The organism is Achromobacter sp. Bel, assembly GCF_012928505.1.
Classification (GTDB): Bacteria; Pseudomonadota; Gammaproteobacteria; order Burkholderiales; family Burkholderiaceae_B; genus Achromobacter.
In genome coordinates, this window is sequence record NZ_JABBJN010000092.1 from 1 (window position 1) to 14108 (window position 14108).

13 protein-coding genes and 1 pseudogene are annotated in these 14108 nt (G+C 68.2%); 2 read left to right on the forward strand and 12 right to left on the reverse strand.

Annotated elements, in window-relative coordinates:
- The 3 genes and pseudogenes from HG262_RS29690 to HG262_RS29700 form a co-directional block, all read right to left on the reverse strand.
- A pseudogene (locus HG262_RS29690) lies at positions 1 to 446 on the reverse strand (DNA polymerase Y family protein); the annotation flags it as partial.
- Complete coding sequence (gene imuA / locus HG262_RS29695) at positions 376 to 1080, reverse strand: translesion DNA synthesis-associated protein ImuA (RefSeq protein WP_169274413.1); 705 nt, start codon at positions 1078 to 1080, stop codon at positions 376 to 378. The gene imuA and the pseudogene HG262_RS29690, both read right to left, overlap by 71 nt.
- Before the next feature lie 108 nt (positions 1081 to 1188).
- A complete protein-coding gene (locus HG262_RS29700; RefSeq protein ID WP_169274414.1) occupies positions 1189 to 2721 on the reverse strand; it encodes an amino acid permease in 1533 nt (510 codons plus the stop codon).
- A gap of 134 nt (positions 2722 to 2855) precedes the next feature.
- Here HG262_RS29700 and ypfH point away from each other — a divergent pair, with 134 nt between their 5' ends.
- Positions 2856 to 3560, forward strand: coding sequence for an esterase (gene ypfH / locus HG262_RS29705; RefSeq protein WP_169274415.1), 705 nt, complete (start codon positions 2856 to 2858; stop codon positions 3558 to 3560).
- On the forward strand, positions 3560 to 4357 hold the full coding sequence (locus HG262_RS29710) for an IclR family transcriptional regulator (RefSeq protein ID WP_169274416.1): 798 nt from the start codon (positions 3560 to 3562) through the stop codon (positions 4355 to 4357). Before ypfH ends, HG262_RS29710 begins: the two co-directional genes overlap by 1 nt.
- 24 nt (positions 4358 to 4381) lie before the next feature.
- Here HG262_RS29710 and HG262_RS29715 read toward each other — a convergent pair whose 3' ends face one another.
- From HG262_RS29715 to HG262_RS29755, 9 genes are all read right to left on the reverse strand, one after another.
- Positions 4382 to 5176: an SDR family NAD(P)-dependent oxidoreductase gene (locus tag HG262_RS29715; RefSeq protein ID WP_169274417.1), complete on the reverse strand. Its 795-nt coding sequence runs from the start codon at positions 5174 to 5176 to the stop codon at positions 4382 to 4384.
- A 1-nt stretch (position 5177) separates the two neighbouring features.
- On the reverse strand, positions 5178 to 6155 hold the full coding sequence (locus HG262_RS29720) for a tripartite tricarboxylate transporter substrate binding protein (RefSeq protein WP_169274418.1): 978 nt from the start codon (positions 6153 to 6155) through the stop codon (positions 5178 to 5180).
- Between the two features lie 64 nt (positions 6156 to 6219).
- A complete protein-coding gene (locus HG262_RS29725) occupies positions 6220 to 7947 on the reverse strand; it encodes a thiamine pyrophosphate-binding protein (protein ID WP_169274419.1) in 1728 nt (575 codons plus the stop codon).
- A gap of 13 nt (positions 7948 to 7960) precedes the next feature.
- Positions 7961 to 8794, reverse strand: coding sequence for a hypothetical protein (locus tag HG262_RS29730; RefSeq protein ID WP_169274420.1), 834 nt, complete (start codon positions 8792 to 8794; stop codon positions 7961 to 7963).
- 325 nt (positions 8795 to 9119) lie between these two features.
- Positions 9120 to 10541 (reverse strand): efflux transporter outer membrane subunit, encoded by a 1422-nt coding sequence (locus HG262_RS29735; protein WP_169274421.1) that lies wholly within the window; start codon positions 10539 to 10541, stop codon positions 9120 to 9122.
- A gap of 58 nt (positions 10542 to 10599) precedes the next feature.
- Positions 10600 to 11517 carry an HlyD family secretion protein gene (locus HG262_RS29740; RefSeq protein ID WP_169274422.1) on the reverse strand — a complete coding sequence of 306 codons (918 nt, stop codon included), beginning with the start codon at positions 11515 to 11517 and terminating at the stop codon, positions 10600 to 10602.
- Between the two features lie 2 nt (positions 11518 to 11519).
- The gene (locus tag HG262_RS29745; protein ID WP_105556825.1) at positions 11520 to 11732 is read right to left on the reverse strand and encodes a DUF1656 domain-containing protein; all 213 of its coding nucleotides are present in this window, start codon (positions 11730 to 11732) and stop codon (positions 11520 to 11522) included.
- Positions 11729 to 13792: an FUSC family protein gene (locus HG262_RS29750; RefSeq protein WP_169274423.1), complete on the reverse strand. Its 2064-nt coding sequence runs from the start codon at positions 13790 to 13792 to the stop codon at positions 11729 to 11731. The genes HG262_RS29745 and HG262_RS29750 overlap by 4 nt, the downstream gene beginning before the upstream one ends.
- Positions 13789 to 14108 (reverse strand): MarR family transcriptional regulator (locus HG262_RS29755; protein WP_169274424.1); only part of this gene is annotated, 320 nt, incomplete at its 5' end. The genes HG262_RS29755 and HG262_RS29750, both read right to left, overlap by 4 nt.

The following is a 14108-nucleotide window of genomic DNA, read 5'->3' on the forward strand; positions in this document are numbered from 1 at the left end:
CGGTGCGCCAGCAGCCAGGCGCCCGTGGCGGTGGGGGCCATGCCCAGCGCCACACGCAGGTCCAGGGCGCGCAAGGTGGCGCGGACCCGTTGGCCAAGCGCGCGCGGCCCGCGAAAGAACATCAGGCTGGCACCCACGTTCAGCAGCACGGTGTCGTCGCCGGCCAGGGCGACTTCGGGCGTGTATTGCAGCAGGGCCAGCGCCGCGCCCAGCAGGGCGTCGGCTTCGGTCTGGGGCTGGCGTGGCAACAGTTCGACGTCGGGGGCGATGGCCGCCGCGCCGGCGCGGCGCATGCCCGGCTTGACGCCGGCCTGGCGGGCGGCGGGGGTGAGGGCGGCGACGCGTTCCTGGTCCAGGACGGCGAACGCCTGCCCCTCAAGCGGCCAGTGCGGGCGTAGTGCGTCCAGCGGTAGGCAGCGCAGGAAGACGGCGATCCAAAGGCGCATGGCGGGGGGAAGAAGGCGTAAGGACGCCGGGTTCCAGGGCGACGTACAGCGGCGTGTCGCAGACTGGGCCCCGGCGTTTCAGGATATGGACGGACAAGCCGCCCGGGGCGGGCGCAAGCGCCAGCCGCAACGGCGCGGGCGTGGCGTGCTGCGCTGCGCTGGCCGGGCGCACGGCGATGAACAGCAAATCGCTGGCCTGGGCCGCCAGATGCAGGCGGCGCAGGGATTCGGGACGCACGTGGGGTAGCCAGCAGATCAGGGCGCCGCAGCTGCCGTTCTTCAGGATCTGTTCGGTGGCCCACAGGGTGTCGACGGGTTTTTGCGGCGCGACCCACAGCAACTGCCGGGGATCCAGCCGCCAGCTCATCCAGCTGGCGATGTGGGGGGCGTGCGGCGGCTGCACCAGGGCGATGCGCCGGCGTGTTTCCAGTTGGGCCAGCGCCGGGCGCAACAGGCGGATTTCACCGATGCCGGGATGCGGGGTCAGCAGTTCGATCAACGAACCCAACGGCCAGCCGCCGTCCGGCAACTGCGCGGAAAGCGCGGCGTGCCCGGTGGGCAGGTTGCGGGCGGCGCCTTTGGCCATCTGGGTGGCGCGCCACAACGCGGGGTGGATACGTTCAGGGGACTGCATGGCGGCTAAGGCCCAGGTCGGCAAAGGGAAAGGTTTTCACTGTATGAATATACAGTATTGTACCGTCTTCCAGTCCCACCCTCTCGCAAGGCGGCAAGGCCGCAAGCCTCAGCCTCGGGTGGCGCCTTCGGGGGCCGTCGCCGTTGACGGGGGCGCGGCGCCTCGCTCCAGCCCATAGAAGCGCATGTCCGGATACTTGACCCAGCGGGACCGCTTCACCACGCGATGGCCGATCCACAGCGCCATGAACAGCGGGATGGCCAGATAGGTCGACACCACGCCGATCCAGTCAATGCGTTCTTCCAGGAAGGCCTGGTAGTTCTGGCCCAGTGTCACGATCAGGCACAGCACGAAGGCCAGCAGCGGGCCGAACGGGAACAGGCCGGCCTTGTAGGGCAGGTCGGCCGTGTCGTAGCCGTGCTTCACGTAGCCCTGGCGGAACCGGTAGTGGCTGGCCGCGATGCTGAGCCACACGATGAATTCCGTCATGCCCGCAAAATTCAGCAGCCAGATGTAGACCGCCTTCGGGCTGTACACGACGCTGAACAGGCACAGGCAGGCAAGCGCCGTGGTCGCCAGCAGCGCGTACAGCGGCACGCCGTTGGCGGTCAGCCGCTTGAAGACGGCCGGCGCCTGGCCTTCGGCCGCCATATTGAACAGCATCCGCGTGGCGGCGTACATGCCCGAATTTCCGGCCGACAGCACGGACGTCAGGATGACGGCGTTCATCACCGTGGCGGCCGACAGCAGCCCTGCATGCTGGAACACCAGCGTGAACGGGCTGACAGCGATGTCCTCGACTTCGTTGCGCAGCAGTTGCGGGTCGGTGTAGGGAACCAGCAGGCCGATGATCAGGATGGCCAGCACATAGAACAGCAGGATGCGCCAGAACACGTTGTTGATGGCGCGCGGCACGTTGCGGCGCGGATTTTCGGATTCGCCCGCGGCTACGCCCACCAGTTCGGTCCCCTGGAAGGAATAGGCCACCACCATCGCCACGCCGACCCAGGTGGCCGCATTGCCCACGAACGGCGCGTCGCCGACCTTCCAGTTGACCAGGCCCACCGGGTCGCCGCTATGGATGATGCCTACCAGCATGCCCAGCCCCACCGCGATGAAGCACAGGACGGCCGCGACCTTGATGATGGCGAACCAGTATTCGGCTTCGCCGAAGCTGCGCGCCGAAAATGCGTTCAGGCCGAAGGTCAGCGCCAGGAAGGTGACGCTCCATATCCAGCCTGGCGTGTCAGGCAGCCAGTACGCCATGACCAGTTGGGCGGCCACCACGTCCACGGCAACCACCGTGGCCCAACTGATCCAGAAGTTCCAGCCCAGCGCAAAACCGAAACCGGGGTCCACATAGCGCGACGCATAGGTGCAGAACGAGCCCGACACCGGCATGAAGGTGGCCAGTTCGCCCAGGCTGGTCATGATGAAATACACCATCAGGCCGATCACCAGGTAGACCAGCAGGGCGCCGCCCGGGCCGGCTTGGGCGATGGCGGCGCCGGAGGCGACGAACAGGCCGGTGCCGATGGCCCCGCCCAGCGCTATCATCGTGAGGTGGCGTGCCTTGAGCACGCGGTGCAGCTGATTCTGGCTCGCAGGCGTGGCGCCCGAGTCGGTTGTCGGTGTTTGCATTACAGGGGTGAAAGAGGGCCGTTGCGGCCGCAGTCCGGCTTGAAACCTAAGGGGCGTCCGCTTTAAGCCGCGCATTTTACAATGCTGTCATCAGGGCGTAGCCCCAAGGTCTTATGCCAGCACGGAGCAGTCTCATGGCGTCTTCCAGTTCTCTAGAATTCCTTCCCGAACCCGGCGTCGATGTGCGCCAGTTGTTCATCCTGCTGCACGGCGTGGGCGGTTCGCCCGAAAACCTGCGGCCGATGGCCGAAGCGGTCCGCGCGGCATTTCCGAGCGCGGCGGTCCTGGTGCCCGAAGGGTTCGAGCCCTTTGACGGCGGCGCGACGGGCCGGCAGTGGTTTTCGGTGCGTGGCGTGACTGAAGACAACCGCCCCGAGCGCGTGGCCCGGGCCATGCCGCCCCTGGAAGCCTACGTGCGCCAGGCGCAGGCCCGCTTCAGCCTGCTGCAATCCGACACGGCGCTGGCCGGGTTTTCGCAAGGCGCCATCATGGCGCTGGAACTGGTGCAGGCCCACGACGGCATGGCGGGGCGCGTGATCGCGTTCTCCGGCCGCTACGCGCAACTGCCCAAGACCGCGCCCCAATACACCACCCTCCATTTGCTGCACGGCGCCGACGACCCGGTCATGAGCGCGGCCCACATCCAGGCCGCGCAGGCCCGGCTGGAAGAACTGCATGGTGATTCCACCATCGACATCGCCAGCCATGTTGGCCACGAATTGCATCCCGCGCTGATCCAGCGCGCCATCGTGCGTTTGCAGACCTGCGTGCCGTTGCGCAGCTGGGAGGCGGCCCTGGGCCTGAACCAGACGCCGCCGGACGGCGCCACGGTGCATTGATGGCGGGCCAGGCCCCGTTGCCACGCGCCGCCGACGCGGTGGGCGGCGCGCAAAGCATCTTCCGCGTATTGCGCATCCTGAAATACGTGGGCGCGGCGCCCGCGCGCGGCGTGGGGCTGACCGACGTGGTACGCGACATCGGCCTGACGCCGCCCACCGCGCACCGCATGCTGTCGGCGTTGCTGCAAGAGGGCTTCCTGTCGCTGAACCCCAAACTGAAGACCTATAGCCTGGGGCGCGAGTCCTACATCCTGGGGCTTGCCGCCGAAGGCAGGCACGGCATCAAAGCCATCGCCGAATCGGCGGTGCTGCGGTTGGCGCAGTCCACGGGCGACACCAGCTTCCTGTCGGTGCGGTCCGGGCATGAGGCGGTTTGCGTGGACCGCAAGACGGGCGACTTCCCCATCAAGATCCTGACCCTGGAGGTCGGCCACCGCCGTCCGTTGGGCGTCGGCGCGGGCAGCCTGGCGCTGCTGGCCTTTTTGCCGAACGACGATATCGAGCGGGTACTGGCGCGCTACGATGCGACGGCCGCGCCCGACCTGCCGTCCACCGAGATGCTGCGCGAGGACATCGCGGCGGCGCGCAAGAACGGCTACGCGCTTAATCCCGGCCGCATCATCCCCGACATGCTGGGGGTGGGGGTGCCGGTACTCGACCGCGAACAGCGCGTGGTGGCGGCGCTGAGTGTGGCGGCGATCCGGTCGCGCCTGTCCGGCGCCCGCTTGCAGGACGTGGTGGCCGCCTTGCAGCGCGCGGCGGCCGAACTGTCGGCGGACCTGGCGCCGCGGGTCTGACACCCGCAGGCGCCGCGGCGGCCGCTACCGCCCGGCGCAAGCCTTGCCGCCATCGACAGGCAGGCAGACGCCCGTGATGTACTTGGCTTCCTCGCTGGCCAGAAACAGCGCGGCGTGCGCCACGTCCCACGCGTCGCCCATCCGTCCCATCGGGCTGGCGGCGTTGCGCCGGCGGCGCATTTCCTCCACGTCTTCAAATTGCCCGGCAATCTGCGTGTAGATCAGCGGCGTATCGATCACGCCGGGAAGCACGGCATTGACGCGGATGTTGTCGGGCGCATAGCGTACCGCCAGCGAGCGGGTCAGATGGTTCAGCCCCGCCTTGGCCGCATAGTAGGACGTGTAGGGATAGGTGTTGACCTGGATCGACGCCAACGAGGAGATGTTGACGATGCTGCCGCCGCCTTGGGCCAGCATCGCCGGCAGCACGTGTTTGCAGGTCAGGAACACGCCGGTCAGATTGGTGTCCAGGACGCGATGCCAGCTTGCTTCGCTGGCCTCGATGGGGTCTCCCATTTCCGTGATGCCGACGTTGTTGTGCAGCACGTCGATGCGTCCGGCGGTGGCCAGCACCGCCGCGACGGCCGCCTCGATCTGCGCGGAATCCGTCACGTCGGCCGTCAGCGCGATGCACCGGCCGCCCTCGCGCTCGATGACGCGGCGGGTTTCCTCGGCGGCCTCGGGCCGCACGTCCACCGCGAATACCCAGGCGCCTTCCCGCGCATACAGGGCAGCGGCCGCCTTGCCATTGCCCCAACCGGGGCCCGACGAGCCGGCGCCGAACACCAGCGCCACTTTGTCCTTCACGCGCTGGCCCATGTCATTCCGCCGAAATGTGCGCGAAGCCGGCTACCTTCTTCCACTTGGCGACGTCGTCCCGGATCATCGCGGCGAACGCGTCAGGCTTGTCGGCGACGACATAGGCGCCGACGCCGGCGTATTTGGCCTGCACGTCCGGATCGGCCAGCGCCTTGCGCGACGCGTCGTTCAGCTTGGCAAGGATGTCCTTGGGCAGGCCGGCGGGCGCCAGCAGGCCGTTCCACATTTCGGCGTCATAGTCGGGCAAGCCCACCTCCGCGAACGTGGGCACGTCCGGCAGCTGGGGCAGGCGCGTCTTGGCCGCGACGACAATCGCCCGCAAGTTGCCGGACTGGATGTGCGCCATGGAAGAAGCCGCCGTGTCCCACAGGATCGGCACCTGCCCGGCGATCACGTCGTTGAGCGCCGGGCCGGTGCCGCGGTACGGCACGTGCATCATGTCCAGCCCCGATAGCGACTTGTAGTATTCCATCGCCATGTGGGTGGCGCCGCCATTGCCCGAGGACGCATACGAATACTTGCCGGGTGCGCCCTTTATGAGCTTGAAGAACGACGCGTAATCCTTGGCCGGAAAGTTCTTGTTGACGACGATCACGCCCGGCACCCGGATGATTTGCGTGACGGGCGTGAAGTCCTTCACGGCGTCATACGGCAGGTTCTTGTAGACGGCCGGGTTCGTGCCGTTGGTGCTGGAGGTACCCAGCAGCAACGTATAGCCGTCAGGCGCGGCGGATGCCACCGCGCGGCTGCCCACCGTGCCGCCGGCCCCGCCGCGGTTTTCCACCACCACCGTCTGGCCGATCTGCTTGCCCAGCGCTTCGGCGAAGATGCGCCCGACCACGTCGGACGTGCCCCCAGGCGGGAAGGGCACGATCAGGCGGATGGGGCGGTCGGGATAGCTGCTTTGCGCGACCGCGGCGCCCGACAGCGACACGGCCAGCGTGGCGGCCGCCAGCGTTATCCAGGTTCTTCTCTTCATGATTGATTGTCTCCTCGCTTCGGTATTGTTGTGCGTAGTGCCGTTCTTGTTGTGTGGGCCGGGTTCAGGCGATGCGATCACCCGGTTTGATTTTCGCGGCCCGGCTGTCCACGCCCGGCAGCATGTGCGCCGGATCGCGCGTCACGACGACGTCCAGGATCGTGGGGCGGTCCTTGCAGGCGTAGGCGCTGGCGAGGGCGGCACGGATGTCGGCGGGGTCTTCGACGCGGATGCCGTTGCAGCCCAGCGCGCGCGCCACATTGGCGTAGTTGGTCTCGACCAGGTCGGATGACTGGTAGCTGCCGCTGCCGTACATCAGGTGTTGCAGCGCTTTGATGTACCCGGACGCCGCGTTGTTGACCACGACGAGGGTGAACGCCAGGCCCATGCGCACCGCCGTTTCCAGTTCGCCCAGCGACATGTTGCAGCCGCCGTCGCCGGTCAGGCTGACGACCTGCCGTCCCGGTGCGGCGGCTGCCGCCCCGATCGCGCCCGGAATCCCATAGCCGATGGAGGCGAAGCCGCGGTCGGGCACGAAACCCCGGCCCGCGCGTTTGGTGTCGAACAGCAAGCCGCCCCAGTGCGCGGCAAAGCCGCCGTCAGCGACCAGGATGCCGTCCTCGGGCAACGTCGCATTGATTTCGTGCATCAGGCGAGCCATGCCGATCGGGCTGTCGGCCGACGTCAGCTTGCCCTGCACGGACTCACGCCAAGCGTGCATGGCCTGGCCCACCTCGTCCACATATCCCTGGCGCTCGGCCGGCGACGGCTGGGCCGCCATGCGTTCGCCCAGTTCTTCCAGGGTCGCCCGCACGTCGCCCCACAGGCGCAGCGCGGGCGTGGTGGTGCGGTCGAATTCTTCGGCCACGATATCCAGGTGGATGACAGGCGCGCCTGCCGCCAGCAGGTCATAGCGGCGGGTGGCGACTTCGCCCAGCTTGCAGCCGACGACGAACAGGCAGTCGGCCTTGGCGATCAGATCGTTGGCAATGCGGCTGTAGCGGCCAAACAGGCCGGCGTTCAGCGGGTCGCTGCAGGCGATGGCGCCTTTGCCGCTCATGGTGTGTGCGACCGGGATGCCGAAGCGCCGCGCAAACGCTTCGACGGTCGAGGCCGCGTCGCTAATGTGCACGCCGCCACCACACAGCATCAGGGGGCGGGCGGCGCCCGCCAGCATGCTGGCGGCCTGGGCAACGTCGTCGGCCGCGGGCCGGCAGCGCAAGGCAGGCGCGCGGCAGTAGTTGGCGCTGGCGTAAAACGCGTCGGCCTCAAAGGCATGGACCTCGTGCGCGATGTCTTCGGGAACGTCCAGCACCACCGGGCCGGGACGGCCGCTGGTGGCGACCGCGAAGGCGCGGCGCACCAGTTCGGGGATGCGCTCGATCTTCTCCACGCGCAACACGTCCTTGACCACGGGGCGCAGCACCTCCAGCTGGCGCGCCTCCTGGGTCATGTTCTTCCAGGAGTGCATGCGGTGGGAATCGCCCACCAGCGCCACCAGCGCCGTGCCCGCGTTAAAGGCTTCGGCCAGTCCGGTGACCAGGTTGGTGGCGCCCGGCCCCAACGTGGCGTCGCACACGCCGGGACGTCCGCTGACTTTGGTGTAGGCGTCCGCCGCGAACACGGCGCAGCGTTCGTCGTTGATCAGGTTGTGATTGAGCTTCAAGCGCCGCACGGCGTCGTAGAACGGCAGCAGCTGAAAGCCGCCCATGCCGAACATCAAGCCGACGTCATGCGCCGCGAACATGCGCGCGATGGCTTCGCCACCGGTGATTTCCAGTTTTTCCGACATGCGGATAGTGCTCCTAGTTGACGCTATGCCCATTCAACAGGGCATCGATGAAGGTTCTCAAAGGGGTGCCGACGCGGCAGCCGAGTTCCCGGGCGCGGGCATTCGCGCAGGAAATCATGCCCTCGGCATAGCAGGAGCTGGCATCGCCGATGCGCGCGCTGTAGGCCGACACGGTCAGCGCCGCGATGCCGCGCTGCTGCAACAGCAGCAGGCGTCCGATGCCTGCGCTGTCCTTGCCGATGCCGGCGTCGTTGAACGTGACCAGGCGGGGCGCGGCTTTCACGCCGTCATGCTGCAGGCCGGCCAGGCGTTCGCCGTGCGAGGCCGTGACCGCGATCAGGCCGTCGTCGCGTCCGTCCAGCAGCGATACGGAATCGGCCCCGATCACCAGGGGCGACCCGTCGGCCGCGCGGCGGAGCACCCGGCGGGACTCTTCCTGCGGCGCGGGAGGTGCGGCGATGGCCGAGGACTGGGCAAGCCGCGCCGCGGCCTCGGCGACGGTCATCCCCGGCCGGCAGCCTAGCGCCAGCGCCAGTGGATTGGCATGGCTGATGACGCCATGGCGCGCCATGTCCGCACCGTCTCCGATACGGCAGCTGCGGTAGTCCGCCGCCGCCGCGGGCACGCCCCAGTGTTGCAGGTCTTGCAGGCCGGCGATGCCCGCTTGCTGCCAGCCCACGCCGGCGTCGTTCAGCACCACGGCCCGCACCTGGCCGCGCGCGGCGCAATAGGCGGCGTAGCGGCCCCCGTGTGAACCGGCGATCACGACACGGCCCGCATCGGGGCTGCCCAATTTGGTGATGCTGTCGAGCACGCGCACATCCGCCGTGCTGGATTGATATTCCATATTATGGATTTGTCTCTGTGCGAGAAGGCTTTGGCTGCGGCAGGTTGCGCGGCCAAGATCCCCCCCCTGTTTTTGTAATGACTGCTTATGAGGCGATTCTAGGAGCGGCCATTCCCGTGGCGCAATCTGTTATCCATATTATGGAAATTGATTTGGGCGCGGTTAGGGAAAGCGCGGACGCGGCATGCCCCGCAGGCAGGCGCTGCGCGCGAAGGCAAGTCGGGCGGGTGAGGGCGCGCAGGGCGCATGAGACGCGGAGCCGCGTCGCGATGGCGGGGCGGCTCCGGAAAGAGGAAACGGCAGGCGGGCGGCGCCGCCTGAATGGCTACTTTTCCCAGCCGCCGCCCAACGCCAGGAAGACGGCGATCTGGTCGCTGCTGAGTTCGGCCTGCGAGGCGGCCAGCGCGCTTTCGTTGGTAGCCAGCGTGCGCTCGGCGTCCAGCACCGTCAGGTAGTCGGTCTTGCCGTACTGGAACAGCTGGCGCGCCTGCGACGCGGCTTCGGCGCTTTGGTCGCGGGCGGCGCGCAACGAGGCGTCGCGGTCCAGTTGGCGGGCGTAGACGACCAGCGCGCTTTCCGTTTCGCGCAACGCGTTCAGCACGGTGGCGTCAAAGCGCGCGACGGCGGCCTTGGTGTTGGCCTCGGCTTCGGCGATGCGGGCCTGCACGGCGCCTGTGTTGGGAAGGGTCCACGAGATCAGCGGCCCCACGCTCCAGCCGAACGTGCCGCGGTCGCCGAACATGGAGGCGGGGCCGCCCGAGGCGCCCGACAGGCCCAGCGTGATCTTCGGATACAGGTCGGCGGTGGCCACGCCGATGCGCGCGGTGCTGGCGGCCAGCGTGCGTTCGGCCTGGCGGATGTCGGGACGGCGGCGCAGCAGCGCGGCGCCATCGCCCACGGGAATGGTGTCGGTCAGGCGGGGCGCGGCGGCGCATTGCAGCAGCGACGACGGGATTTCATTCGGCGTCTGGCCCGTCAGCGCCGCCAGGCGGTACAGCGCGGTGCGCTGCTGCGACTGGAAGGGCGGCAGGTTGGCCTGCAATTGTTCCAGCTGGCTGCGCGCGCGGGTGACGTCCAGCGTGGTGCCGCGTCCGGCGCGCTGCAGCCGGCTGACGGCATCCAACGATTCCTTCTGCACCTGCACCGAGTGCTGGGCCGACGCCAGCTGCATGCCTGCCGCGCACATGTTGGCGTAGGCGCGCGCGGTCTCGGCCGCGACCGTGACGCGGGTGGCGTCGTAAGCGGCCTGCGCGGCCTGCGCGTCGCCGCTGGCGGCTTCGATGGCACGGCGGATCTGGCCGAACAGGTCCAGCTGATACGACACGCTGGCGCCCGTGGAGTACGACCAGCGGCTGGGCGGGTTCACGCCCGGCTGCAATTCCTGCAAGCCGGACACGTGGCCGAAAGTGGGCGACGCGTTCACGCCGATCGTGGGTTGTTGCTGCGCCTGGGATTCCTGCACGGCGGCCTGCGCGCGTTCAAGGTTGGCGCTGGCCACCCGCAGGTCCGTATTTGCCGACAGGGCTTTTTCGACCAGGCCGTCCAGCACCGGGTCGTTGTACAGGCGCCACCAGTGGCCGGACACCGCTTCCTGCTGGAACACGCCGGCCTGCGCTTCAACGAAAGCGCCCTGGGCGGCCTGTCGCTGGACGACCGATCCGGCGGGCACCTGATAGTCAGGGCCTACGGTGGTGCATCCGGCCAGCGCAAGGGCCAGCATCAGCGGCAGGAAGTGTTTGGTGTTCATGGCAGGTACGGCTTGGCGTCGATAGAAGGTTGAAAGACAGGGTTGCGGAAATGGGGATTCAGGACGGCTGGCGCGTGTCGGCCGACGCCGCTTGCGCGGGCTTGGGGTCGACCGACACGGTGGCGGTCTGGCCGGCGACCAGGCGCACGCCGTCGGGCACGTCGTCGATCTTCACGCGCACCGGGATGCGTTGCGCCAGGCGCACCCAGTTGAACGTGGGGTTCACGTTGGGCAACAGGTTGGCGCCGGTGCTGCGGTCGCGGTCGGCGATGCCCATGGCGATGCTCTCCACGTGGCCGCGGATGCGGCGCGCGTCGCCCATCAACGTCACCGTGACGGGGTCGCCTTCATGGATGCCGGGCAGCTTGGTCTCTTCGAAATAGCCTTCTACGTAGAAGGAGCCGGCGTCCACCAGCGCCATCACGCCGCGGCCGGCCGAGGCGTAGGACCCGGCGCGCAGGTCCAGGTTGGTGACCCGCCCGTCGCTGGCGGCCAGCACGCGGCTGCGCTCCAGGTTCAGGCGGGCGGTGTTCAACTGCACTTCGGCCTGGGCCAGCGCGGCTTCGGTCTGCTGCACCTTGGTCTGGCTCTGTTCAACAGCTTCGGCCGCCACCAATTGGCCCAGCGACCGGTTGCGCTTGGCGTCGCGCAGGGCCTGGTCGTGCGCGACTTGCTGCGAACGCACCGAGGCCTGGGCCTGGTCGAACGCCAGCTGGAACCGCGCGCGGTCGATTTCAAACAGCAAGTCGCCGGCCTTTACGTCCTGGTTGTCGTGCACGGGCACGCTCGTCACCAGGCCGGAGACGTCGGGCGCCACCTGGACCACATAGGCCTTGACGCGGCCGTCCCGCGTCCAGGGTTCGACTTCATAGTGCACCCAGAGCTGCCAGCCGGCGTAAGCGGCGGCGGCGACAACGACGGCCGTCACCGCGAACTTGCCGATAGCAGCAGGGCGAAGGGCATTGGGGAGTTTCATACCTATCTCTGGAGAAAATAAGGGGATATCAGGGAGACGCCATACAGCAGCACCACGAACAGCGCCAGGTCGAACAGCGCGGGGTGCCACACCAGGCGATACAGGCCGGCCCGGGCCAGCACGCGGCGCACGGCCCAGGCAACGCCCAGGGTGACCATGCCCAGCACCAGCAGCCAGGGGAAATAGATGCCGTAGAGATTGAATTCGCCGATCATGATGCGTGGCCCTCCAGCGTGGGATGGGCGGGTTGGTAGTCGGGCGCGTCGGGGAAGAAGGCGCGGCGGATGCCCACCAGGGCCACCACGGCGCGGTCCCGGGCGGCCAGGCCTTGCGGCGTGGCGGCCACGCTGGATAGCGCGCGGTCGATCTGCGCCAGGAACTCCGGCGTCTTCTCTCCGATGCGCCACGACGAGCGGGCGCGGAAAAACTGCGCAAGGCTGTTCAGCACGGGCTGGATCGTGGGCTCGGCCATTGGCAGATGGCGGCGGGCGCGTTGCAGTTCCGTGATGTCACGGCCCACGCGCAGGTCTTTCAACGCATCTGCGGCGACCAGATCGTCCGGGCGCTTGGCCAGCGCCAGGCGTGGCTGCAAGAGGCCGATGCGGTCCAGCATGCGCGCGGCATAGGTATGGCGCGAGGGCGCGCGCGGCGAACTGGCCAGTGTCGCCAGTTCCTTCCAGTTGGCGGCCTGGATGCGGCGGGCGCTCCAGTCGGCGCTGACCGTACGGAAGATGGCTGCGATGATCGCGGCGGTGGCCACGCCCATGCACTGCGCCACCTGCGTGTCGATGAAGGACACGACGTCCGCGGTGTTGGTGTCTTGCAGCGCCATCGTGCCCAGGAAGCCGAACAGCATGGCCATCGCCTTGCCGGTGCTGGCGGGGCGCGCGATGAAGACGCCCAGCACGAAGGCGGTGGGCAGCATCGACAGGGCCAGCATTTCAAACGAGTGGATGGCGGGCATGATGCCCAGCAGGTACAGCGCCGACAACGGGATGGAATACACCGTGTAGGTCAGGAACTGCATGATGCCCGGGACAGGGTTGTCTTGCGAGGCAAAGAAGCAGCTGAAGATCGCGGCCATCAGCGCGGCGGTGGCGCCGTTGCTCCAGGCCGTGCCGATCCAGAACGCGCAACACACCGAAATGGCCACGCCTGCGGCCAGCGCCGACAGCAGCGCCATGCCGTGGTCGCGGTGCAGCGCGGCGTTGGGATCGCGGGCCGGGCGGGCGGCGCGCATCGGGGCGCGCAGCGGCGCGCCTTGCAGGCCCGCGCGGATCTCGCGGCGCAGGGCCAGGCATTCGTCATAGGTGTCGATCAGTTCGCGCAGCCGTGTCATCAGGCTGGCCAGCAAGGCGTCGCGCCAGGTGGAGTGGCTGTCGATGGCGGGCGTCAGCGCCGTGACGGCCGCGCGCAGTTGCACCGCCGTGTCGTGCGACGCCTGGGCGCCGGCGTTGATCCACTCGGAAATGTCGTGCAGCAGCGCGGAAACGGGTTCAGGCAGGGGCTGGTCGTTGGCCTGCAGGGCACGCAGGCGGTCCTCCACGGCCGACACGGCCGGCGTCAGCGCCGAGATCTGATCCTGCATGGCGCGCACGGCGCCGGAGGTCCAGCGCAGGTTGCTGGTGTCGAACGGCACGTGCGTGGACAAGAGGCGCAGTTGCGTGATGTCGTTGGCCAGCACGCGACGGTCGCGGTCGCGCTGTTCGGCGTTCTGGCCGCTGAGCGTGTCGTGCATCCAGTTGCGGGCGTCGCGCACGGCCTTGTCCAATTGCAGCGTCAAAGCAGGCGCCAGGCCTCGGGGCAGCACGATGCTGTGGATCAGCGTGGCGCAAACGATGCCCAGGCTGATCTCTTCGACGCGCGCCAAGGCCGTGTCGAACACCAGCGACGGGTCCGTCACGCTGGGAAAACCGATCATCGCGGCGGTGTAGCCGGCCAGCATGAAGAGGTACGAGCGCGGCGTGCGGTCCAGTACTGACATATACAGGCAGGCGCCCACCCACATCACCATCGCGGCGGTCATGACGACGGGTGAATTGGACAAGCGCGGCACCATGTACACGGTGGCGGCGGACCCGATGAAGGTGCCGACCAGGCGGTACAGCGCTTTCGAGCGCACGGCGCCCGACCAGGGTTGCGCTACGACATAGGCGGTGGTCATCGCCCAGAACGGACGCGGCAAACCAATGCTGTAGGCCAGATAAAGCGCCATGATGGCGCTTAGGTAGCTCTTGAGCGAAAAGATGGTTTCGCGGACGTTCGGCAATTTCACGGTTGGTCGTCCTGCGGTTGGCCCCCGGCGGTGCCGCGGCCCAGCGACACCTTCAAGGCGTCGAAGACGCGCAGGCAGGCTTGCAGGTCGGCTTCACTGACGCCATGGAACAGGCGGCGGCGCAGTTCCACCAACACGTCTTCGACCTGCGCGCGCAGCGCATGGCCAGCGTCCGTCAGGTGCAGCGTCTTGGCGCGGCGGTCATGGGTGTCTTCGCGGCGCTCCATCAGGCCGGCGGCGACCAACTGGTCCAGCACGCGCACCAACGACGGGCCTTCGACGCCCAGCGCTTCGGCCAGCGCGCCCTGGCGCACGC

What these genes read in the sequence shown, in the direction of transcription:
- imuA (WP_169274413.1), bottom strand. Translation starts at nt 1,080, where the DNA reads ATGCAGTCCCCTGAACGTATCCACCCCGCGTTGTGGCGCGCCACCCAG.
- HG262_RS29700 (WP_169274414.1), bottom strand. Translation starts at nt 2,721, where the DNA reads ATGCAAACACCGACAACCGACTCGGGCGCCACGCCTGCGAGCCAGAAT.
- ypfH (WP_169274415.1), top strand. Translation starts at nt 2,856, where the DNA reads ATGGCGTCTTCCAGTTCTCTAGAATTCCTTCCCGAACCCGGCGTCGAT.
- HG262_RS29710 (WP_169274416.1), top strand. Translation starts at nt 3,560, where the DNA reads ATGGCGGGCCAGGCCCCGTTGCCACGCGCCGCCGACGCGGTGGGCGGC.
- HG262_RS29715 (WP_169274417.1), bottom strand. Translation starts at nt 5,176, where the DNA reads ATGGGCCAGCGCGTGAAGGACAAAGTGGCGCTGGTGTTCGGCGCCGGC.
- HG262_RS29720 (WP_169274418.1), bottom strand. Translation starts at nt 6,155, where the DNA reads ATGAAGAGAAGAACCTGGATAACGCTGGCGGCCGCCACGCTGGCCGTG.
- HG262_RS29725 (WP_169274419.1), bottom strand. Translation starts at nt 7,947, where the DNA reads ATGTCGGAAAAACTGGAAATCACCGGTGGCGAAGCCATCGCGCGCATG.
- HG262_RS29730 (WP_169274420.1), bottom strand. Translation starts at nt 8,794, where the DNA reads ATGGAATATCAATCCAGCACGGCGGATGTGCGCGTGCTCGACAGCATC.
- HG262_RS29735 (WP_169274421.1), bottom strand. Translation starts at nt 10,541, where the DNA reads ATGAACACCAAACACTTCCTGCCGCTGATGCTGGCCCTTGCGCTGGCC.
- HG262_RS29740 (WP_169274422.1), bottom strand. Translation starts at nt 11,517, where the DNA reads ATGAAACTCCCCAATGCCCTTCGCCCTGCTGCTATCGGCAAGTTCGCG.
- HG262_RS29745 (WP_105556825.1), bottom strand. Translation starts at nt 11,732, where the DNA reads ATGATCGGCGAATTCAATCTCTACGGCATCTATTTCCCCTGGCTGCTG.